Below are 21944 nucleotides of genomic sequence, written 5' to 3' on the forward strand. Positions count from 1 at the left end.
CAGCCCACATGACCTCCGGAGGACCTCCCGTGAGCGACCTGACCGAGCTGCCTCCGACACCGACCACGATCCCTGTAGTGCCCGACGGGGAACCCGTCATGTCGTTCGCCCAGGAACGCCTCTGGTTCATGGACGCCTACGCACCCGGCACGACCGCGTACACGATCCCCGAGGCCTGGCGGCTGCACGGGGCGGTCGATCCGACCGCGCTCTCCGTGGCGTTGAACCGGGTCGCGGCCCGGCACGAGCCGTTGCGGACCCGCTTCCCCGCGACCGTGGACGGCCGGCCCGTCGTTCTCGTCGACCCGGTCGGCGCGATCCCGCTCACCACCGCGGCGGCCGGGTCCGACGACGCCGTGGATGCGCTCGTCGACGCCTTCATGGCCGAACCGTTCGACCTCGCCACCGGGCCCGTGGCGCGGGGGATGCTGATCACGATCGCCCCCGATGAGCACGTGTTCGCGCTCGCGGTGCACCACATCGCGGCCGACGGCTGGTCCACCGAGCTCCTCCTCGGCGAGGTGCTGGCCTGCCTGGCCGGCGACCCGCTGCCGGACCTGCCGGTGCGCTACCGCGACTTCGCCGCGTGGCAACGCGCCCAGCCCGACACCGAGCACGACGTGGCGTACTGGCGTGAGCAGCTCGCCGGCGTCGCACCGCTCGAGCTGCCGACCGACCGGCAGCGGCCACCGGTGCCGACCTACACCGGCGCCGCGCACGAGTTCTCGGTGGCGCCGAGCGTGCTCGACGAGGTGTTCCGGCTCGGGCGTGGGCACCGGGCCACGCCGTACATGGTGCTGCTCGCGGCGTTCGCGATCCTGCTGGGTCGCCGGGCGCAGCAGGACGACGTCACGATCGGGTCGCCGACGGCAGGCCGATCCCTACCCGAGCTCGACGACCTCGTCGGCTGCTTCATCAACATGGTGACGATGCGAGTCGACGCGTCGGGCGACCCCACGTTCGTCGAGCTGCTGGCGCGGGTCCGCGCCACGTCCGGGCACGCGTTCGCCCACCAGGAGCTGCCGTTCGAGCGCCTGGTCACCAAACTGAACGTGCCGCGTGAGGTGTCACGTTCGCCGCTGTTCCAGGTGGTCTTCTCCATGCAGAGCTACGAGGCGGACCGGCCGAGCACCCCGGCGCTCACCGTCACCGACGACGTCGCCCTGTCGTACCGCGTGACCCGGTTCGACCTCGAGCTCCACACCGCGGGCGACGACGGCGGCTTCCTGATGGTCTACAACACCGCGCTGTTCGCAGCGGACTCGATCGCGCGCATGGGCGCCCACTTCCGCGTCCTGCTGGAGGGCATCGCCGCCGACCCGCACGCCCCGATCTCGAGCTACGAGCTGCTCACGGCCGACGAGCGCGCGCAGCGCGCGCGATGGAACGACACCGGCACCGACCTCGGTGCCGACCAGTGCCTGCACGTCCCGGTCGAGGCGCAGGCGCGCCGGACGCCCGACCACCCCGCTGTGATCCACCCCGCCGGTCAGCTCTCGCACGCCGAGGTCGACCGGAGGGCCGAGCACCTCGCGGCGCAGCTGACCGCCTCCGGGGTGACGAGGGGCGATCTGGTGGCCGTCGTGATGGAACGGGGCTGGGAGCAGGTCGTCGCGGTACTGGCGATCAACAAGGCCGGCGCGGCCTACCTCCCCGTCGACGCCGACCTGCCCGAGCGCCGCCGCGACGAGCTCATCGCGCGCGGCGGCTGTACCGTGGCCCTCTCCCAGGCGGCGCTGGGCCCGCGGCTGACCTGGCCGGACGGGCTGGCGGCGCTGCCCGTCACCGAGGCGTCGGGCGGCGCGGCACCTGCCTGCCCCGCCGAGCCCCACGACCTCGCCTACGTGATCTTCACGTCGGGCTCGACCGGCACGCCGAAGGGCGTGATGATCGAGCACAGGGCCGCGCTCAACACCGTCCGCGACATCACCGCGCGGTTCCGGGTCGGACCCGACGACCGGGTGTTCGCGCTGTCCGCGCTGAGCTTCGACCTGTCGGTCTACGACGTCTACGGCACGCTGGCCGCCGGGGCCACGCTGGTCATGGGGCGGCCCGAGGAGGACAAGGACCCGGCCGCGTGGGCACGGATCGTCACCGAGCAGCGGATCACCGTGTGGAACTCGGTACCTGCGCTGATGGAACTGCTGGTCGAGCACGCCGAGCAGGACGGGACCGACATCAGCTCGCTGCGGCTGGTGATGATGTCGGGCGACTGGATCCCGCCGACGCTGCCCGACCGCATCCGCGCGCTCGCCCCGAGCGCGGAGGTCGTCAGCCTCGGCGGAGCGACCGAGGGGTCGATCTGGTCGATCTTCCATCCGATCGACGTCGTCGACCCGTCGTGGACCTCGATCCCGTACGGCCGCCCGCTCGCCAACCAGCAGTTCCACATCCTCGACCGCGGGATGTGCGACGTCCCGGTCGGCGTGCCCGGCGACCTGTACATCGGGGGCGCCGGCGTGGCGAGCGGTTACTGGAAGGACCCGGAGCGGACCGCGGCGGCGTTCGTCACGCACCCGCGCACCGGCGCCCGCCTCTATCGGACCGGCGACCTCGGCCGGTACCAGCCCGACGGCGTGATCGAGTTCCTCGGCCGGGCCGACGCGCAGGTCAAGATCCGCGGCTACCGCATCGAGCTCGGCGAGATCGAGGCACACCTGACCCGCCATCCCGAGATCGCCGAGTGCGTGGTGACCACGCACGGGACGGGCAACGCCGCCCAGCTCGTGGCCTACGCCGTGGCCGAACCCGGGCACGAACCCGACCCCGCGGGGCTGCGGTCGCACCTCGCCGCGGCGCTCCCGGCCTACATGGTCCCCAACTCGTTCGTCATGCTGCCCCGGCTGCCACTGACCGCGAACGGCAAGGTGGACCGCGGACGGCTGCCCGCGCCCGAGACGCCCGTCGACGAGGGCGCCGGGCGGACGCCGCCGCGCACCGACCCGGAGCGGGCGGTCCACGCGGTGTGGGCGGACGTACTCGACCGGGCCGACGTCGGGATCGACGACAACTTCTTCGACCTGGGCGGCCACTCCCTGCTCGCGATCAAGGCGGTCGAGCGGCTGAGGCGCGCGGCGCCGGGCGGCACCGAGATCGCCGTGATGGACCTGTTCACCCACCCGACGATCCGGCGGCTCGCCGCCCTGCTCGACGGGGGCACGCCGACGGAGCGCGGGCTCCTGCACCGGCTGACGCCCCAGCCGACGGCCGAGCCCGAGCTCAGCTACGTCGCCGTCCCGTACGGCGGGGGCGGGGCGATGGTCTACACGTCGCTGGCGGACGCGCTGCCGGCCACCCACGCGCTGTGGTCGGTCGCCATCCCCGGCCACGACATCGGGATCGACGAGCAGCACGCGCCGCTCGAGGACGTCGCCGCGCGCTGCGTGCGGGAGATCCAGGAGAACGTCGCCGGGCCGATCGCGCTGTACGGGCACTGCGGTGTCGGCTCGGCGCTCGTCGTCGAGATCGCCAGGAGGCTGGAGGCTGCGGGCCGCATCCCGGAAGCGGTCTACATCGGCGCGATCTTCCCGTTCGCCCGGCCGGGCCGGCGCCTGCCCGCCGCGCTGGGCCGGTTCACCAACCCGGACGCGTTGCGCAGCGACCGCGCCTACGCGAACGGGCTGACCGCGCTCGGGCTCGACATGAGCGACATCGACCCCGTGCACGCCCGGCGCATCGTCCGCAACACCCGCCGCGACACCGAAGCGGCGGAGGAGTACTACACCGGGCTCCTCGGCAGCCCGGTGGAGCGGCTGCGGGCGCCGGTCATCAGCGTGGTGGGGGAGCACGACCCGGCGTCGGAGTACTACCAGGAGCGCTTCCGCGAGTGGCACGTCCTGACCTACACCACCGCCGTGGTGCTGCTCGACGAGGCGGGTCACTACTTCCAGGACCACCGCGCCGCCGAGCTCGCCGAGATCGTGACGACGACCCACCCGGCCGTCTCCGCCGGTGCGCCGGTCGGTGGGGACGCGTGGCGGCTGCTCGACGTCTCGCGGGCCGGTCCGCCGGACGCACCCGACGGGCCCCGGCCTGCGATGCGCCGGTTCCTCGCGGTGGCAGCGGGGCAGCTCCTGTCGGTCAGCGGCTCGGCGCTGACCGCGTTCGCGATCTCGGTCTGGATCTACCTCACCACCGGCTCGCTCATCCAGTTCGCCCTGTCCGCCGTGGCCGGGCTGGTGCCCGGGCTGCTCATCACGCCGCTGGCCGCCTCCGTGGTGGACCGCGGCAACCGGCGCACGACCCTGCTCGCAGGCGCCGTCGGCGCGGTCGGGGTCCAGCTGCTGCTCGGCCTGCTGCTGTGGAGCGGGAACCTGCAGGTCTGGCACCTCTACCCGCTGCTCGCGTCCCTGTCGGTCGCGCTCGCGTTCCAGCGGCTCGCCTTCGGCTCCGCCGTGCCGCAGCTCGTCCCCAAGCGGTACCTCGACCACGCGACCGGTGTCGTCGGGATGGGCTCGGGGGCGAGCCGGCTGATCGTGCCGATCGCGGCCGTCGGGCTGATGGCCGTCGTGGGGTTGGAGGGCGTCCTCGTCCTGGGTGTGCTGAGCTCGGTGGTCGCGATCGCCGGCACGCTCCTGGTCCGGTTCCCCCGGACCATGGCGCAGCGGACGGAGTCGGTGACGGCCGAGATCAGGGCCGGGTTCCGGTACTCGTGGGGCCACCCCCGGCTCCGCCGGATGCTGATCTTCTTCGCGGTGCTCAACGTCGTCCTGTCGCCGCTGTTCCTGCTGGTCCCACCGCTGGTGCTCACCGTCGGCACGCTCACCGACCTCGGCTGGATCCTCCTCGGCTCGGGACTGGCGGGGGTGCTGGGCGGCCTCGTCGTGACGGTGTGGGGTGGCCCGCCGCGGCGCCGGATGCGCGGTGTGCTGCTGTGCACGCTCGGCCTGGCCGTGTTCTCCCTGGTGACCGGCCTGCGAGCGGACCTGGCGACGATCGGCGTCGGCGTGTTCGGCATGTCGCTGTCGCTGACGGTGCTGAACGGGATCCATGCCGCGATCATCGAGGTCAAGGTGCCGCAGCGGTTCCACGGCCGGGTGTCCGCGCTCAACGCGATGCTCTCGTGGTCGGCGCTGCCGCTCGGCTTCGGAGTGGTCGCAGCCTTCGTCTCGGTGCGGTTCGAGCCGCTCCTGACCCCGGGTGGGGCGCTGGCCCCGAGCGTCGGCGCGGTGATCGGCACCGGGCCGGGGCGGGGGATCGCGCTGCTGTACGTGCTGTGCGCAGCGGCCGTCGCGCTGCTGGCGGCGGCGGCACTGCGCTCCGGGCTGCCCCGGCTCGTCGACGACAGTCCCGACGCCACCCCCGATGACCTGATCGGGCTCCGGGCGCTGGGCCGCGCTCCGCTGACCCCCACGGAGGAGGCGGCCGACGACCGGGTGCCGACGAGATCGGGAACGGCCTAGTGGCTACGAGCCCATCTCGTCGACGAGACTTTTCGGGCGCATGTCGGTCCACGACCGGTCGACGTAGGTGAGACAGTCCTCGCGACCGGCGGGGCCGAAAACATGCGACCAACCGTCCGGAATTTCTACGAGGTCCGGCCACAGTGAGTGCTGGTTTTCGCGGTTCACCACCACGACGTAAGACAGCGGTTCGTCATCGAACGGGCTTCCGTTCGGCCGAGTCGTCACCGCAACACTTGAGCACTCGATCCGGAACCTGTCAAGCAATCGGTAGCCGCCATGGCATTTCCGGTCATCGTTCACATTCATGACCACTGTCGTTCAGATCGGAATGACTTCGGGAGGAGATGTATGTTGCGACCGCGAGATTCTGACGTTGCTGCAGATGGAGCCCGCGTCCCGGTTTCCGATTCGGCCGCCGGCGCCGGGATCCCCTTGTCACTCCAGCAGGAACAGGTCTGGTTCCTGCACCGGTTCGCTCCGGACAGCATCGCTCACCACACGCAGACGACGATCCGTGTCGTCGGTGCCTTCGATCTCGACCGGCTCGACCGGGTCGTCACGGAGATCGGTCGGCGGCACGAGGTACTGCGCACCACCTACCCGGAGATCGGTGGAAAACCGTGGCAGGTGGTGCACCCGCCGCAGCCGGTCCGGGCGAGGCGGCTCGACATCGGTGACGCCCGCGACGGACAGCACGAGCTGCTGGCCGAGATCGTCACCCGGGAACTGCGCGAGCCGTTCCACGTCGAACAGCTGCCGCTGGTTCGCTGGACCGTGGTGCGGCTGTCGGACGAGGAGCACGTACTCGTCCTGGTGGCGAGCCAGCTGCTGTTCGACGGATGGTCCTTCTCGCTGCTGATGCGCGAGTTCACGACGCTGTACAACGCGTTCACCGACGGCGTCGAGCCGCCGTTGGCCGAACTGCCCGCCCAGTACCAGGACTTCGCGCGCCGGCAACGCTCGGCGCTGGAGACCCCACCCCTGCAGGCGCAGCTCGCGTACTGGCAGAACCGGCTCAGTGACCTCCCGCCCGTGCTGGAACTGCCGGTGGACCGCCCGAGGCCCGCGATCCAGAGCTTCCGCGGGGAGACCCTGCGGGTGGAGCTGCCACCCGGGCTGGCGGCCGCGCTGCGCTCGTTCTGCCGCGCTCACCGGGTGACGTTGTTCAGCACCATGCTCGCGGCGTTCTCCACACTTCTGTACCGCTACACCGGGCAGCGGGACATCTGCGTCGGGTCCTCGTTCGCCGGCAGGCAGGCACCCCGGACCGAGGACCTGATCGGCATGTTCGCCAACACGGTGCTGTTGCGGTGCGATGTCGACGCCAGGCTGGGCTTCGCCGACCTGGTCGAGAAGGTGCACAGCGTCGTGCTGGACGCGACGGCGAACGAGCTGTTGCCGTTCCCGGAGCTGGTCCGGGTGCTCAACCCCACCCGGGAGCCGGGCCGCAACCCGCTGACCGACGTCCTCTTCAGCGTCGACGACTCCCCGGTCCCGAACCTCGACCTCGCCGCCACCACCGGGTCCGGAGCGACCGGGACGATCGTCGAGCGCCGGAACGGCTCGGCGAAGACGGACCTGAACGTCGTGGTGATCCCACGAGAGGAAAGCCAGGGCCCCGACGTCGAACATGCCGACGCCGACCACGCCGACGGCCGGATCACCATGCTCTGGGAGTACGTCGTCGACCTGTTCGACGCCGCGACCGTTCGACGGATGGCGGACAGTTACCTGCGGCTGCTGGCTGATGCGGTCGCACGCCCGGCGGCACCGCTGTTCGAGCTGGCCGTGCTCAGCCGGCGGGACCGTGTCATGGTGCTGGACGACTGGAATCCTGAACGCCGTCACGTCGCCGACGGCGGCCCGCTCGTTCATCACGCGGTCCGGGCGCAGGCCCGGAGCACGCCGGATGCTCCGGCGATTCGCGACGGCACCCGCGAGGTCAGCTACGCCGAGCTGATCCGTCAGGCGGACTCGCTGGCCGCCGTCCTCCGCGCACGCGGTGTCCTACCTCGGACGGTGGTGGGTGTGTGCCTGCCACGTGGCGCGGACCTGGTGATCGCCGAGCTCGCCGTGCTCTGCGCCGGGGCCGCCTACCTGCCCCTGGACCCGGACAACCCGCCGGCCCGCCTGGCCGGCCAGTACACCGCCGCCGGTGTCGTCCTCGTCGTCACCAGCAGTGTGATCGAGGACCGCCTCCCTGCCGATCTCGCACGCCTGCAGATGGACCGGCTGCCCGATGTCGCCGATGTACCTGACGCCGGTCCGGAGCCGGTACTCGGCGTGCATCCGACGACGCTCGACGACCTCGCCTACCTCATCGCGACATCCGGCTCGACGGGCCGGCCGAAGATCGTGATGGTCGACCACCGATCGTTGTCCAATGTGGTCGCCTGGCGTCGTCGGCGCTGCGACATCGGGCAGGCCGACCGGATCGCCCAGGTTGCCTCCCCCGGGTTCGATCCCTCCGTGACCGACATCTGGCCCACCCTGGTCTCCGGCGCGACCCTGTACGTGCCCGACCAGGACACCAAGCTCGATCCGGAGCGCCTGCGTTCGTGGCTGGTCGACGAGGGGATCACCGTCACCGAGTTGCCGACGGCGTTGGCCGAGCGCGTGCTGGCGTTGCCATGGCCCGCCGAGCCTGCCCTTCGGGAGCTGATCATCGGGGGCGACCGGCTCCGGGTCCGGCCTGCCGCCGGCCTGCCGTTCCGGGTGCTCAACGAGTACGGCCCGACGGAGACCACGGCGACCGCGACGGCCGGGCACATCGAACCCGCCGGAACCGTGCACGGGCCACCCGACATCGGACGCCCGATCACCGGTGTGAGCGTCTACATCCTGGACGCGTGGCGGCAACTGGTACCGCCCGGGGCGACCGGTGAGCTCTGGATCGGCGGCGTCGGTGTCGCACGCGGCTACCACGGTTCGGCAGGGCTCACCGCGGACCGCTTCGTCCCCGACCCGTTCTCCGACGTCCCGGGGATGCGGATGTACCGCACCGGCGACCTCGCCCGGCATCTCCCGAGCGGGCAGATCGAGTTCGTCGGCCGCCGGGACCGCCAGATCAAGCTGCGTGGCTACCGGATCGAACCGGCCGAGATCGTCGAGGCACTGCGCGCACATCCCGCAGTCACCGACGCGGTGGTGCTGGCCACGGCCAACGGGGAGGGGGAGAAGCGGCTCGTCGCCTATCTCGAGGCGCAGGACGGACCGGCGCTGCGACAGCAGGTGCGTGAGCACCTCGCCGACCGGCTCCCGCGATACATGATCCCCACCGATCTCGTGCTGCTGGACTCGTTGCCGATCAACCGGAACGGGAAGGTGGACGAGCGTGCTCTGCCGACCCCCGGTCCGAGCGAGCCCGATCCCGACTTCCGGGCGCCCGGCACCGGTACGGAACGGTGGCTGGCCGACACCTGGTGCAGGGTGCTGCGGCTGGAACGAGTCGGCCTCGACGACAACTTCTTCGACATCGGCGGGCACTCGCTGCTGTTGGCCGCCGTGCAGCGGGAGCTCGCCGAACGGGGCCACGACCTGTCGATGGTGACGTTCTTCGAGTACACGACGATCCAGCACCTGGCGAGGTATCTGGATGATCGCGACATGGTCGCCGCCGGCGACGCCGACGATGCCGACCGGTCCGGTCGAGCGGCACGACGGGGTGCGGGGCGCGCTCGCCTGAGCCGGCGCCGGGCAGCAGTGCGCTCAGCCGAGCCGACGAATGCGGGCGGTCCCGAGGAGAGAACGTGACCGACGTTCCCCGGGGCGAGAGTTCGTTACCGCTGGCCCGCCGAGGGTTCTTCCGGGTGAATGCGGGCCTTGTCGTAAGTTGTTTCCCCGGCCGGCTTCTCTGCATTGTGGTGGACGACATCGCGCAGTTTGGGGATCGTGGAGAACAACGGCGGCAGGAAGGACAGGGCATTGAGTCCGGCGGCCAACCAGAACACGCCCGGTAGCCCGATGTACTCCACCAGCAGTCCGCCGCCTGCGGCACCCAGCGGGATGACGCCCCAGGTGGCGAACCGGAACACCGAGTTCATCCGGCCCAGCAGGTGCGGCGGTGTGACGGCCTGGCAGAGGCTGACCTGCAGGACGTTGAAGATGAATGCGCCGAGGTACGCGACGAACATTCCGATCGCGAACGTCACGGGCCCGCTGGACATCGGCAGGATCGCCGAGCCGGCGGTGAACAGGACGATCGAGACCATGAATGCGGTGCCGGTGCCGAAGCGGCGTGCGAACGGTTCCGCCACGAGTGCGCCGAGCACGCCGCCACCGTTGCCGACAGCCAGCGCGACACCGATCACCACGGGGCCCATCACCAGCACCTCGGCGGCGTAGACGACCTGCAAGGCGAGGATGATCGCGGACGCGAGCTCGGCGAGCGTGGCGCACAGCAGCAGCGGGCGCATCAGCGGGTGGCCGAAGACGAAGCGCACGCCCTCGCGGATGTCCCGGCTGAGGCTGGTCTTCTCGACCGGTCGATCCACCGGTGCGGGCTTGCGGATGCGCAGGACGTAGTACGCCGACGACAGGTACGTGACCACGTCGGCGAGCACCGCGAGCGGGGCGGTGAGCAGCTGCACCATGAAACCGCCGACGGCCGGGCCGCCGATCTGGGAGACGGAGCGGGAGAGCTCGAGCTTGCCGTTGGCGTCGACGAGGCGGTCCTCGGCGACCAGCGCGGGCAGGATCGACAGCTGCGCGACGTCGTAGAAGAGCGTCCCCAGCCCGATCAGGAAGGTGACGACGTACAGCAGCGGCATGCTGAGCACGTCCAGTGCCAGCGCGATCGGCACGGCGAGCAGCGCCACCGCCCGCAGCAGGTCGGCTCCGATCATCACCGCGCGCAGCGGGAGCCGTTCCACCCAGACGCCTGCGGGGAGACCGATCAGCAGGATCGGCAGGTACTCGACCGCCCAGAGCAGACCGATCTCCAACGGTGATGCGTCGAGGGCGAACAGCGCCACCAGCGGGAGGGCCAGCAGGGTGATGCCGGTGCCGAACAGGCTGACGGTCTGGGACATCCAGAGGTTGCGGTAGTCCGCGGCGCCCCACAGGCTCCGGCGCAGGCCCGATCGCCACTCGGTCGTCATCCCGGGCGCCGGTCGACGGTCGTGGTGGGCATGGGTGTCCTTCGGGGTGGGAGCACGGGATCCACGTCAGCTCCGTCCAGATCGTGCCGCAGGAAATGCGAGACAGATTGCCGACTCGACGTTTCGTGCGCGGCGAGGGCTCGGCGGCCTGTTTTCGCGCATAGTGACCTGCATGGCGATCGGGTGGGCTGCCGGTATCAGTAGATCCACTGGCTACATATTTGTCAAGCCGGGCCGCCGCGGCCGAGAACGGCTAATGCATCCAGCGCCGGACTTTAGCGTCGTTGCAACTTTGCCTGATGTTTACCCACGCTTCCGCTGTGATCGCGCAGGCCTGTGGCTACTCTCCGACAGGCGCTGTCCCACGCAGTTCGCGGGTGATTGCCTGTTCGACGTCTGTTCCGTCGTTCCGGCGTCCCGATCGATTCCGACCGGAGACCGAGGTATGAGTACCGAAGACGTCGGCGACAGCGGTTTCATCGCCGTCACGGCCATGGCGGGACGTTTCCCGGGAGCCCCGGACGTCGAAACTTTCTGGGCCAACCTCTGCGACGGCCGGGAATCGGTGTGGGTGCTGCGCGACCAACTGCCGGCGGCGACAGACGGGTACGTGCCCTCCTACGGCCTGCTGAGCGATCCGGACCTGTTCGACGCCGACTACTTCGACTACTCGCCCGACGACGCCCTGATCATGGACCCGCAGCACCGGCTGCTGCTGGAGTGCGCCCACGAGGCCCTCGAGCGCGCCGGCTACGGCGGCCCCGAACGCCTGTCGACCGGCGTGTTCGTCGGGGGGTCGGTCACCGACCACGGAGCCCTCGTCCGGGCCTGGGGGCACGCCCGGGGCGCGCCGTTGCCGGACACCCGTGTCCAGCAGGGGAACGACGTCGACTTCCTCGCCACCCGGATCGCCTACAAGCTGGACCTGACCGGGCCCGCCATGGCGGTGCAGTCGGCCTGTTCCTCGTCGTTGGTGGCGGTGCACGTCGCCATCGGTGCGCTGCTCGCGGGTGACTGCGCGATGGCGGTGGCCGGCGGCGCCTCGGTGCTGGCCGCGATCCCGGTGCTGCAGCACGACCCGGACGACATCTTCGCCGACGACGGACGGTGCCGTCCGTTCGACGCGCACGGCCGCGGCACCGTCCGGGCGAGCGCGGTGGGCCTGGTGGTACTGCGTCCACTCGCCGAGGCACTGGACGACGGTGACCACGTGCACGCGGTCATCCGCGGTACTGCGGTGAACAACGACGGCCGGCGCAAGATGGGCTTCCACGCACCGAGCGTGGCCGGGCCGGCCGGGGCCGTCCGCACCGCTCAGCTGGTGGCCGGTGTCGACGCCGACGAGATCGGCTACGTCGAGGCGCACGGCACCGGCACCGCGCTCGGCGACCCGGTCGAGGTCGCCGGACTGACGAAGGCGTTCCGCCAGAGCACGGACCGGACGGGGTACTGCCGGATCGGGTCGGTCAAGGCCAACGTCGGCCACGCCGACGCGGCCGCGGGCATCGTGGGACTGATCAAGACAGTGCTCTGCGTGGAGCACGGCGTGCTCCCCGCCAGCCTGAACTTCAGCGAGCCGAACCCGGCGATCGACTTCGCGTCCTCCCCGTTCGTCGTCAACGACCGGACCGTCCCCTGGGAGTCCGGGGGGCGGCCCCGGGTCGGCGCCACGAACGTGCTCGCGTTCGGTGGGACCAACGCACACGCCGTGGTGGCCGAGTCGCCTGCCGCGCTCCCGACGACCCCGGGGCGACCGGACCACCTGCTGGTCCTCTCGGCGCGGACCTGGCCCGCGCTCCAGGACGTCGCCCGCAGGCTGGCCGACCATCTCGAACGGTGCCCGGACACTGATCTCGCCGACGTCGCGTGGACCTTGCAGTCGGGTCGGGCGATGCATCCGCAGCGCCACTTCGTGGTCGCCGCGGACGTGGCCGAGGCCGTTGCGGCGCTGCGTACCGGCCTGCCGGGCGGGGACGGCCCGGACCGCGCACGCCGACAGCGCACCGTGTTCCTCTTCGCCGAGCCGGGCGGCGACCGCACGGGCTCCGTCGCCGCGATCCACGCCGCGGAGGAGGTGTTCCGCGCCCACCTGGACGAGATCGCCGACGCTGCGCACCCGCATCTCGGCCACGACCTGCGCCGGTCGCTGCTCGCGGCCCCCGGCCCGCAGAGCACGCCCGCAGTGCCGGCAGCGCACCTCGCTGTGCAGTACGCGACGGCGAGGCTGCTGATGTCCTGGGGTGTACACCCCGACGCGGTGGCCGGGCAGGGGCTCGGCGCCCGCTGCGCGGCGGCCGTCGCCGCGCAGCTGAGCCCCGCCGACACCGCCCGCCTGCTCGTCGCGCTCACCGAAGCCGAAGCCGAAGATGCGGTCGCCGGGGTGCCGGCGCGGCCCGGCAGGCCACTGCTCTGCGACGTCCCGGCGGCGCTGGACGGCGCATCGGGGCAGATCGTCGTGCACATCGGGGCGGAGCCACCGGCAGCGCCTGCCACCGGCGCCGTCGAGCCGGTGCCCGCCGACGTCCTGCCTGTCGACGTCCTGGATGGGCCCGGCCGGTCACCGACCGGTTTCCGGACGGCGCTCGCCGCGGCCGGTCGGCTCTGGGCGGCCGGGGCGCCTGTGGATTTCGCCGCCCTGCACGCGGGCGAACGACGGCGCCGCCTGCACCTGCCGACCTATCCGTTCGAGCGACGTTCCTACCTGGTGCCCCACCCGCCGTCCTCTCCCCACCCACCACCCGAGCGTCTCGACTGAAGGAGCACGTCTCTCTGTGAACGACATCGAGCGAGCCATCGGCTCCCTGCTGGTTGCGGACCTGTTCGTCGAGGTCCCGGAGGACCGGATGAGCCCCGAGGACCGGCTGCGCGGCGATCTCGGGCTGGACTCGCTGGGCTTCGTCGAGCTGCGGGTCCAGTGCGAGAACACGTTCGGGGTCACGATCTCCGACGCCGACTTCACGCCGGAGAACTTCACCAGCATCCGCAGCGTGGCCGACCTCGTCCGCACCTTGCAGGGCAGCTCCACCGTCGCCGGCGACTGACCGTCCATGGCTCCGACCAGCACGGCCCGAGAGGACACATCCATGTCAGCCGCAGGCGTGCTCGGATCGACCCGGTCGTGGTTCGACCGGGACGTCCAGTTCGACCACTACGGAGCGGACCCGCTGCCGTTCGGGTGCACCGGGGCGAGGGGGATCGTCCAGCAGTTCGTCGAGCTTGCAGGTGGTCAGGCGGGCCGCTCCTTCGACGTGCTGGACGCCAGCGGCGGGTACGGGTCCGCCTGCCTGGGTGCGGGGTCGGAGGTGATCGCCGAGGCGTTGGCGACCGCGGTCCGGCAAGCGGGCTACGTGACCGATGAGATCGCCTCGGCGGAGCGTTCCCTGCTCCTGGAGCGGCTGTTCGGTCCCGGCGGGCTGTTCGCGGACCGGTTCCCGGCGGCGGACTACCGGGTCAGCGGACGCAACTCGGGCTCGGAGGGCATGGAGCTCGCGCTGCGTCTCGTCCTCGAGTCGCGCTTCGACCGGCGCCTGCTGCGCGCCGTCCCCGGGGCCGAGCAGCGTGACATCGTGCTCGGCTTCGAGGGGGCGTGGCACGGCTGGTCGGGGGGACTGCTTCCGCTGCTCAACCGCCGCCACTACCGGGTCGGTCTGCCCGCGGTCGCCCCGGAGCAGTTCGGCTTCAGCACCGACCACATCCCGTTCGGTGACGTCGAGGCGGCGCAGGAATGGTTCGACCGCAACGGCGACCGCGTGCTGGCGGTGATGGTCGAGCCCGTCCAGGGCGACGCCGGGATCCTGGTGCCGGAGCAGGGCTACCTGCGCCGGCTGGCCGCGCTCGCCGAGCAGAGCGGCGCCCTGCTGGTGGCGGACGAGGTCCTCACCTTCGCCAAGACCGGCCGGTTCTTCGCGATGTCCGACGACGAGGGCCCCATCCCCACCGACATCACGGTGATCGGCAAGAGCCTCGGCATGGGTGCGCTGTCGACCTCGATGGTCATCGCGCGCCGCGAGCTCGGGGTGCGACCGACCGGCACGGTCTCGACCTCCGACCTGCGCCCGCTCACGTGCGCGGTGATCCGGGCAGGCCTCGACCACGTCGTCGGGGAGGGGCTGCTCGAGCGCTCCGCGGAGGTGGGTGCGCAGCTGGGCCGGCTGTTGCGGGAGCGGGTGGTGGCGCCGTTCCCCGACCTGTACCGGGAGGCCCGCGGAGTGGGTCTGCTGCACGGGATCGAACTGACCGAGCCCACCGCCGCCCGCATCGGCGAGCTGCGCAACTGCATGATCCGCAATGGCGTCTACGTGGAGTTCATGTCCGGCGCCGGGCGCCGTTCGCACGGCCTGCGGTACGTGTACCCGACGATGCGGGTGGCGCCGCCGCTCGTCGTGTCCGCCGACGACGTCGAGACGATCGCCGCACGGCTGGCAGCCGGGTCGCAGGCTCTGCGGGAGCTCGCGGCGTGACGGCCGTCCCGTCCGCACCGGCGGGTGCGCGGCTGCTGCCCGTCACCCGGCGCGTCGAGCACGCCGACACCGACGCGTCCGGCGTCGTGCACTTCGCGCGGTACCCGGCATGGCAGGAGACCGCGTTGCTGGCGAACCTCGAGCGGCTCGGCGTCGGGCTCGGTGTGCTCGCGCGCGAGGGGTTCGACCTCGTCGTCACGGAGTCGACGACCCGGTACCGCGCACCGGCGCGCTATCCCGACGAGCTGAGCCTGGAACCCGTCGTCGGACACCTCGGCGCCGCGCGGGCACGGATCGACACGACGATCCGGCGGACCGCGGACGGCACCGAGCTCGCCACCGGCCAACTCGTCGTGGCCCTCACCGATCGCGCAACCGGTGCGCCGTGCGCGCTGCTTCCCGTCCTGCACGCCGTCCTCGAGGAGACCCGCTCCGATGTCCACCGCTGAACCCGACGTCGCGACCGACCGGGACACGTCGTCCGAGCCGAGCCGGACAATGGGCTTCACCGAGATCAAGAGCTGGTTGCGCCACCGGCACCCGATGCTCTACCTCGACCGCGTGCTCGACTACGAGCCGGGTGTGCGGCTGGTCAGCAGGCTGTCGGTGTCGGCACAGATGGACGCGATCGCGGGGCACTTCCCGGAGCGCGCGATCTTCCCGGCCAGCCATCTGAGCCAGGCGTTCGCGCAGTCCGGGATCATCCTGTTCCAGGTCAGCACCACGCGCCTCGCCGAGGACGAGCTGACGCTGGTCGGCGCGATGAACTCGCGGTTCTTCCGGATCGTCACCCCCGGCGACACGGTGACGATCACCGTCTCCGTCGACCGCCTGCTGGGCGCCACGTTCTTCTTCTCGGGCCGGGCCGTCGTGGACTCGACGACGGTCGCCGCGTTCCGCGCCAACCTCGTCCGGCGCAAGACCGCCGACATGGGACACCAGTGGTGGTGACCGGCGCAGTGACGACCGGCGCAGTGACGACCGGCGCGGTGGTCACCGGAATGGCCTGGTCCACGGCGCTGGGCTCGGACCTCGACGAGGTGTGGCGGGCGCTGCTGTCCGGGGCGACCGGCGTGACGCCCGTGCCGAGCGCGCACCCGGTGCGCAACGGCCGGGCGGCGGTCGTGGCGGACCTGCCGATGGACCTCGACCCGGTGCAACGCCAGTACGAGCTCGGCGCGCGAACACTGCGAGCCGCGGTGGCCGACGCCGGGCTCGATGTCACCGATCCGCGGCTGCGTCTGGTGGTCGGCACGAGCTACGGATCGCATCTGGACGTCCCACCCGACGGGCTGGACCGGTGGGGCGAGGCTCTCGCCACGGGGCTGGGCATGGCCCGCCGCCCGCTCATGGTGAGCACCGCCTGCTCGGCGGGCTCGGACGCGATCCTGGTCGGTGCCGCGCTGATCGCCGAGGGTGAGGAGGAGATCTGCGTCGTCGGTGGCGTGGACGTGCTGACGCAGGCCAAGCGGCTCGGGCACTCCGCGCTCGGCACCATGTCGCCCACCGCGCTGCGGGCCTTCGACGAGAGCCACGACGGCATGGTCCTCGGCGAGGGCGCGGCGTTCCTCGTGCTCGAGCGGGATGGTTCGGCGCAGGAGCGCGGGGCTCGCGTGCGGGGGCGGCTCTCGGGCACCGGCTCGGCGAACGACGCCGCAGGCCCGACCGCCCCCGACCCGAGCGGCGACACCGTCGTGCAGGCGGTGCGCACCGCGCTGGCTGCCGCCGGCCGCAGCACCGGCGAGGTCGGCGTCCTCAACGCGCACGGCTCCGGCACCCCGGTCAACGACGACGTCGAGTGCCGCGCCTTCGGGAGCCTCTTCGCGGGCGGGGCGGCACCCGTCGTGTTCGCGACCAAGGGCGCTTTCGGCCACACGTTGGGCGCCACCGGAGCGCTGGAGGCCGTCGCCGTGCTGCTGGCGCTGCGGGACAAGCAGGTGCCGCCGGTGCCCGGGCTGGAGACGGTCATGCCGGGCTTCCCGCTACCCCTCCCGAGCGGCGCGGCGCTGCCGTTCGCCGGCGAGGTCGGGCTCAGTGTCACGCTCGGGTTCGGCGGGTTCACCACCTGCCTCGCGTTGGAGGCGGTCGCATGACGGGCCGGCAGGAGCCGGAGCTGAGCGGAGCCGGTCTGGTCCAGCTGGCCGCGGGCCGGCTGGCCAAGCTGGCGACGGCCCCGCCGCGCAGGCGGATCCCCTCCCTGTACGCGGACCCGGCCTCGTGGGCCGTCCTGGAGACCGTCGACGAGGTGTGGGCAGACTGCCCGGACGCGGTACGGGCAGCGCCCGAGGCCACGGCGATGGTCCTGGTCAGTACCTACGGCACCACGGACACGATGACGGCGATCAGCCGCGCGGTGCCGGGTGGACGGCTCTCACCGCTGCGCTTCGCGGGGGCGAGCGCAGGCGGCCCGATCAGCCTCGTCTGCCTGGTGCACGGCTTCCGGGGGCCGACCCTCATGATCACCACCGATCCGGTGGACGGGTGCCCGGTGGCCCTCACGATGGCCCGGCACTGGCTGCGGACCGGCGCCGGGAGCCACGTCGTGGTCGGTGTGCACGACCACGATCCGCTGCGCGGGCACCAGGTGCGGTGCGTCGTGCTCGGGGCTGCGTGATGAGTGCAGGCTCGGACGTCCCGGAGCGGGCGGCGGTGCTGGCCTTCCTGGCCGCGTCGGTGGACGTCGGACCTGGTCCCGGCGGTCCGACGCCGGCGGAGCCCGACGCGGCTGCGGTCTTGGTCGACGCGGTCGCCGACCTGGGCCTGCCGCCCGGCTCTCCCGTGCTGATCGCGATGCCGAACGGCACGATCACCCTCGCCGCGTTCTTCGGTGTGCTGCTCGCCGGCGCCGTCCCGGTGCTGCTCCCGCCGGTGGCCGGAGCCGCCCGGATCTCCGAGATCGGCAGGCAGCTGGGCGGGGCGGCGCTGATCGCGCCCCGGATCGACCCGGCGCGCTACGGCGCGACGACGGTGCACCCGCTCGGCGGCCGGTGCGAGGCGGCGCTGCTGGACGGGCGGGCGCACCAGCGGTACCAGCCGGGCGAGGTCGTGCTGATGACGTCGGGCACCTCCGGGATCGCCAGCGGCTGCCTGCACGGCGTCGACGCGCTGCTGCGCAACGCCGACCGCCACGCCACCGCCATCGGTCAGCGCCCCGACGACACGGTCCTGGTGTCGTTGCCCCTGTACTACTCCTACGGCCTGGTCGCGCAGGCGCTGGCCGCGTTCGTGCGGGGATCGCGGCTGGTCGTCTCCGGACCGCCGTTCACCGCCCGGTCCTTCGTCGAGACCATCCGCGCCCACGACGTCACGGTGTCCTCGCTGACGCCCAGCGCGGCGGTCCGGCTGGCCGCGGACCCGCCTGCCGGACCAGCCGCCCTGCGGGTGCTCACCGTCGGCGGCGACGAGCTCGACCCGACGCACGTCGGCGCGCTGCTGGCCGACGGCCCGCAACAGGAGCTCTACCTCACCTACGGCCTCACCGAGGCCGGCCCGCGCGTGACCACGCTCGCTGCGCACCGCGAGCCCGAGCACCGCTGGGGCTCGGTCGGCACCCCGTTGCCGGGGGTGCGGACGTACCAGCGCGACTCCGCGGGCGACGGGCCCGGCGCCGAGCTCGTCGTCGAGTCCGACACGGTGCTGCGCCGACGGCTCCCCGGGGGCGCCCCGACCGTCGCGGGCACCGTCGCCACCGGCGACCGGTTCGACATCGACGCCGACGGCTACCACTACTTCCGCGGCCGGTCCGCCGACTCGGTCGTCATCGGCGGGGAGAAGATCTGGCTGCCGTCGGTGCGCCGGATCGCCGCCGAGGTGCCCGGCGTCCGGCACGCCACCACCACCGTCTACCGGGACGACCGCAACGAGCTGCGCTACGGCCTGGACGTCGCCGCGGACGACCCCGGGCCGCGGCTGGCGGCCGAGATCGAGCACGCGCTCAACCGCGTCCTGCTGCGCGCTGAGCGCCCGCACCGGATCACGTTGTGCCGGGCGACGACCGAGGAGTGGCGCAAATGAGTCCCGATCCCGGCACCGCGGCGACCACGGTCCCGGCGTTGCGTGCCGTCGCCGAGCGCGTGCGGCGGGCGCCGGACGCCGAAGCGGTCCGCTCGGCAGACGAGGCCGCCGACTACCGCACCCTGTGGGAGCGGTCCGCGCAGGTCGCGGCGCGGCTCGCGCAACTCGGTGCCGTCCCCGGCACGGCCGTCGGCGTGCACCTGGAACGGTCGGTGGACCTGGTCGTGACGCTGGTCGGGCTGCTGCGCTCCGGCTGCGTCGCGGTGCCGCTGGACGTCGGGTACCCGCCCGAGCGGCTGCGGTTCATGTGCGCCGATGCCGGCGTGGAGCTGGTCGTCGGCCACCAGGGTCCCCTCGACCGGCTGGGCGGCTTCAGCACCGTCGTGACCGACGGGGAGGTCGGCTACGCCACCGCAGGGCCGGCCCGGCCCGTGCCGGACCCCGCTCCGGCGTTCGAGGCCCCCGAGGTGGCCGGCGACGACATCGCCTACGTCGTCTACACCTCCGGGTCCACCGGCCGCCCGAAGGGCGTGCGCTACGCACACCGCAACCTCGCCAACCTGGTGGCCTGGCAGTCCGAGGCCAGCGAGTGCGGTCCGGGGGACCGGACCCTGCAGTTCGCCCCGGCGTCGTTCGACGTCACCTACCAGGAGGTGCTTCCCACGCTCGGCGAGGGCGGCACCGTCGTCTGCTGCCACGAGGACGAGCGGCTGGACCCGCAGCTGCTCTGGGACCTCGTCGAGCGGGAGCGGGTCAACCGGCTCTTCGTGCCGTTCGTGATGATCCAGTCGCTCGCCCTGTTCGCCGACGACGCCACCCCGGAGACGCACCCGCTGCGCGAGATCCTCACGTCGGGGGAGCAGGTGCAGTGCACGGCGGCGATCCGGGCGATGTTCACCCGGCTGCCGGACTGCCGGCTGGTGAACCAGTGGGGGACGACCGAGACCCATGTCGCCACCTGGTACCGGCTGCCCGCTGACGTGGCCGGCTGGGTCGACCTGCCCTCGATCGGCACGCCGATCACCGGCACCGACGTCCGGGTCTGCGACGCGGACGGCCGGCCCGTACCGGACGGCGAGGTGGGTGAGCTGTGGATCACCGGAGCCGCCGTCGGCCCCGGCTACCTCGGCCTGCCCGAGCGCACCGCGCGCAGCTACCGCACCGACCCGCTGGACCCGGCCGTGCCCGCCTACCGCAGCGGGGACCTCGGCCGGGTCACCCCGGACGGCCTCCTGGAGTTCCTCGGCCGGGAGGACACGCAGGTCAAGGTGCGCGGGTTCCGGATCGAGCTCGGGGAGATCGAGAGCCTGCTCTGCTCCGACCCGTCGGTCGCGCAGGCGGTGGTGGTGGTCAGCGGCGCCGCGGCCGAGGACCGGAGCCTGCGCGCGTTCCTCGTGCCGAAGTCGGCTCCGGAGGACAGCTCGGCCTGGTCGGCGGGGCTCCTCGCGGACCTGCGCGACCGGTTGCCCGCCTACATGGTGCCGGTCCGGGCCGACGTCGTCGGGTCGTTGCCGCGTACACCCAGCGGGAAGGTCGACCGGCTCGCGCTGGCCACCGGGAGCGCAGCATGATCGAGAAGATCACTGCGGACGCGCCGGACACCATCCCGGTGCCGGGCCGGACGGCAGGACCGTTGTCGGGTGCCCAGCGGGCGCTGTACCTGGTCGAACTGCTCCACCCGGGCACGCCGATGTACAACATCACGGTGGCGGTCCGCCTGGAGGGCCCGCTCGACGTGCCGCGGCTCCGCAGCGCCCTCGCGCGCGTCGTCGCGCGGCACGATGCGCTGCGTACGACCTTCGCGCCGGGCACCGCGCCGCCGTTCGAACCCGTCCAGCGGATCGGCGACCCGGACGTGGAGCTGCCCGTCGTCGAGCTGGACGCCGACCGTGACGCCGACGGGACCGAGGTCGCGGACGCCGCGGCGTTGCGACTGGCCCAGACGTGGGCCGACGAGCCGTTCGACCTGGAACGCGGGCCGCTGCTGCGCACCCGGCTGCTGGTGACGGGCCCCGAGCGGCACCTGCTCGTCGTCACGATGCACCAGCTCGTCTCGGACGGTCCGTCGCTGCAGGTGTTCTTCGACGAGCTGGCGCAGGCCTACGCGGGTGAGCCCGAGACGCCCCCGCCTGCCGTGCGGTTCGCCGACTACGCGGCCTGGCAGCGGGCCCGCCCGGTCGACGCCGAGCAGCTCGGCTGGTGGCGTGAGCGCCTCGCCGGGGTCCCGATGGTGCTGCGGCTGCCGACCGACAAGCCACGCCCGCCGGTCGCGGGCCCGCACGGGGGGAACCACCGCCACCCCCTGCGCGCCGCGGTGATGACGCCGGCGCTGCAGCTCGCGCAGCGACTGCGCGTGACGCCGTTCGTGCTGGTGCTCACCGCGTACGCCACCTTCCTCTCCCGCCTCGCCCGCTCTCGCGACGTGCTGGTCGGCGTGCCGGTGAGTGCCCGCGACCGCGTCGAGCTGGAGAGCGTGATCGGGTTCTTCGCCACCACCCTCCCGGTGCTCGTCGAGGCGCACGCCGACCGGGGCTTCGCCGACCTGTGCCGGTCGGTACAGGGGGAGCTGCTGGACGTCCTGACCCACCGCGAGGTGTCGATGGAGCAGCTCGCGCAGGAGCTCGCGCCCGAGCGCGACCCCGGGCACGCCCCGCTGGTCCAGGCGTTCTTCTCCTTCGAGCAGGAGCCGATCGTGAGCGCGCGCCTCGCGGGCCTGCGCGCCACGGCCATCGACCTCCCGCCGACCGGGGCGAAGGTCGACCTCGACATGCTGGTGTTCCGCTCGGCCGCAGGCGGGGACGACTTCGACCTGACGCTCACCTACCGGGCCGACCTGTTCGAGGCCGCCACCGTGGCCCGGATGGCGGTCTACTTCGAGCGGCTGCTGTCTGCGGCCGTCGCGGCGCCGGACGCCCCGGTCCGGACGTTGCCCGAACCCGCTGCCGACGGGCTGCCCGCCCCTGCCC

Annotated in this window: 14 protein-coding genes; 12 read left to right on the forward strand and 2 right to left on the reverse strand. The window is 72.4% G+C overall.

Features of this window, described 5'->3' with window-relative positions:
- Positions 1 to 29 precede the first annotated feature (29 nt).
- Positions 30 to 5402, forward strand: a complete 5373-nt coding sequence (locus tag HF577_RS01790; RefSeq protein WP_169393905.1) for a non-ribosomal peptide synthetase/MFS transporter — start codon at positions 30 to 32, stop codon at positions 5400 to 5402.
- A gap of 3 nt (positions 5403 to 5405) precedes the next feature.
- On the opposite strand, the gene HF577_RS01795 is transcribed toward HF577_RS01790, so the two are convergent.
- Positions 5406 to 5711 carry an MbtH family protein gene (locus tag HF577_RS01795; protein ID WP_169393906.1) on the reverse strand — a complete coding sequence of 102 codons (306 nt, stop codon included), beginning with the start codon at positions 5709 to 5711 and terminating at the stop codon, positions 5406 to 5408.
- Between HF577_RS01795 and HF577_RS01800 the strand changes: the two genes are divergently transcribed.
- Positions 5682 to 9158: a non-ribosomal peptide synthetase gene (locus HF577_RS01800; RefSeq protein ID WP_169393907.1), complete on the forward strand. Its 3477-nt coding sequence runs from the start codon at positions 5682 to 5684 to the stop codon at positions 9156 to 9158. The two genes, HF577_RS01795 and HF577_RS01800, sit on opposite strands and share 30 nt — an antisense overlap.
- Before the next feature lie 26 nt (positions 9159 to 9184).
- Here the strand turns inward: HF577_RS01800 and HF577_RS01805 are convergent, their stop codons facing one another.
- The gene (locus HF577_RS01805) at positions 9185 to 10504 is read right to left on the reverse strand and encodes an MFS transporter (RefSeq protein ID WP_169393908.1); all 1320 of its coding nucleotides are present in this window, start codon (positions 10502 to 10504) and stop codon (positions 9185 to 9187) included.
- Positions 10505 to 10949: 445 nt separating this feature from the next.
- Between HF577_RS01805 and HF577_RS01810 the strand changes: the two genes are divergently transcribed.
- The 10 genes from HF577_RS01810 to HF577_RS01855 all read left to right on the forward strand — a co-directional run.
- Entirely contained in the window at positions 10950 to 13259 is a 2310-nt protein-coding gene (locus tag HF577_RS01810; RefSeq protein ID WP_169393909.1) for a type I polyketide synthase, read from the forward strand.
- Positions 13260 to 13275: 16 nt separating this feature from the next.
- The gene (locus HF577_RS01815) at positions 13276 to 13545 is read left to right on the forward strand and encodes an acyl carrier protein (protein ID WP_169393790.1); all 270 of its coding nucleotides are present in this window, start codon (positions 13276 to 13278) and stop codon (positions 13543 to 13545) included.
- A gap of 42 nt (positions 13546 to 13587) precedes the next feature.
- Positions 13588 to 14964 carry an aminotransferase class III-fold pyridoxal phosphate-dependent enzyme gene (locus HF577_RS01820; protein WP_169393910.1) on the forward strand — a complete coding sequence of 459 codons (1377 nt, stop codon included), beginning with the start codon at positions 13588 to 13590 and terminating at the stop codon, positions 14962 to 14964.
- Positions 14961 to 15413, forward strand: a complete 453-nt coding sequence (locus HF577_RS01825) for an acyl-CoA thioesterase (RefSeq protein WP_169393911.1) — start codon at positions 14961 to 14963, stop codon at positions 15411 to 15413. The genes HF577_RS01820 and HF577_RS01825 overlap by 4 nt, the downstream gene beginning before the upstream one ends.
- Entirely contained in the window at positions 15400 to 15915 is a 516-nt protein-coding gene (locus HF577_RS01830) for a 3-hydroxyacyl-ACP dehydratase FabZ family protein (RefSeq protein ID WP_211173645.1), read from the forward strand. Before HF577_RS01825 ends, HF577_RS01830 begins: the two co-directional genes overlap by 14 nt.
- Before the next feature lie 8 nt (positions 15916 to 15923).
- Entirely contained in the window at positions 15924 to 17057 is a 1134-nt protein-coding gene (locus tag HF577_RS01835; protein ID WP_211173646.1) for a beta-ketoacyl synthase N-terminal-like domain-containing protein, read from the forward strand.
- Positions 17054 to 17578: a hypothetical protein gene (locus HF577_RS01840; RefSeq protein ID WP_169393912.1), complete on the forward strand. Its 525-nt coding sequence runs from the start codon at positions 17054 to 17056 to the stop codon at positions 17576 to 17578. The genes HF577_RS01835 and HF577_RS01840 overlap by 4 nt, the downstream gene beginning before the upstream one ends.
- Positions 17578 to 18978: a class I adenylate-forming enzyme family protein gene (locus HF577_RS01845; protein ID WP_169393913.1), complete on the forward strand. Its 1401-nt coding sequence runs from the start codon at positions 17578 to 17580 to the stop codon at positions 18976 to 18978. The genes HF577_RS01840 and HF577_RS01845 overlap by 1 nt, the downstream gene beginning before the upstream one ends.
- On the forward strand, positions 18975 to 20549 hold the full coding sequence (locus HF577_RS01850) for an amino acid adenylation domain-containing protein (protein WP_169393914.1): 1575 nt from the start codon (positions 18975 to 18977) through the stop codon (positions 20547 to 20549). The genes HF577_RS01845 and HF577_RS01850 overlap by 4 nt, the downstream gene beginning before the upstream one ends.
- Positions 20546 to 21944, forward strand: a 1399-nt coding sequence (locus HF577_RS01855; protein WP_246265329.1) for a condensation domain-containing protein, incomplete at its 3' end; no start/stop codon positions are given. The genes HF577_RS01850 and HF577_RS01855, both read left to right, overlap by 4 nt.

The organism is Pseudonocardia xinjiangensis (genome assembly GCF_012911925.1).
GTDB classification, from domain to species: domain Bacteria; phylum Actinomycetota; class Actinomycetes; order Mycobacteriales; family Pseudonocardiaceae; genus Pseudonocardia; species Pseudonocardia xinjiangensis.

Coding starts and splice junctions, on each gene's coding strand:
- HF577_RS01800 (WP_169393907.1), top strand. CDS start 5,682: ATGGCATTTCCGGTCATCGTTCACATTCATGACCACTGTCGTTCAGAT.
- HF577_RS01805 (WP_169393908.1), bottom strand. CDS start 10,504: ATGACGACCGAGTGGCGATCGGGCCTGCGCCGGAGCCTGTGGGGCGCC.
- HF577_RS01820 (WP_169393910.1), top strand. CDS start 13,588: ATGTCAGCCGCAGGCGTGCTCGGATCGACCCGGTCGTGGTTCGACCGG.
- HF577_RS01830 (WP_211173645.1), top strand. CDS start 15,400: ATGTCCACCGCTGAACCCGACGTCGCGACCGACCGGGACACGTCGTCC.
- HF577_RS01810 (WP_169393909.1), top strand. CDS start 10,950: ATGAGTACCGAAGACGTCGGCGACAGCGGTTTCATCGCCGTCACGGCC.
- HF577_RS01845 (WP_169393913.1), top strand. CDS start 17,578: ATGAGTGCAGGCTCGGACGTCCCGGAGCGGGCGGCGGTGCTGGCCTTC.
- HF577_RS01795 (WP_169393906.1), bottom strand. CDS start 5,711: ATGAATGTGAACGATGACCGGAAATGCCATGGCGGCTACCGATTGCTT.
- HF577_RS01850 (WP_169393914.1), top strand. CDS start 18,975: ATGAGTCCCGATCCCGGCACCGCGGCGACCACGGTCCCGGCGTTGCGT.
- HF577_RS01840 (WP_169393912.1), top strand. CDS start 17,054: ATGACGGGCCGGCAGGAGCCGGAGCTGAGCGGAGCCGGTCTGGTCCAG.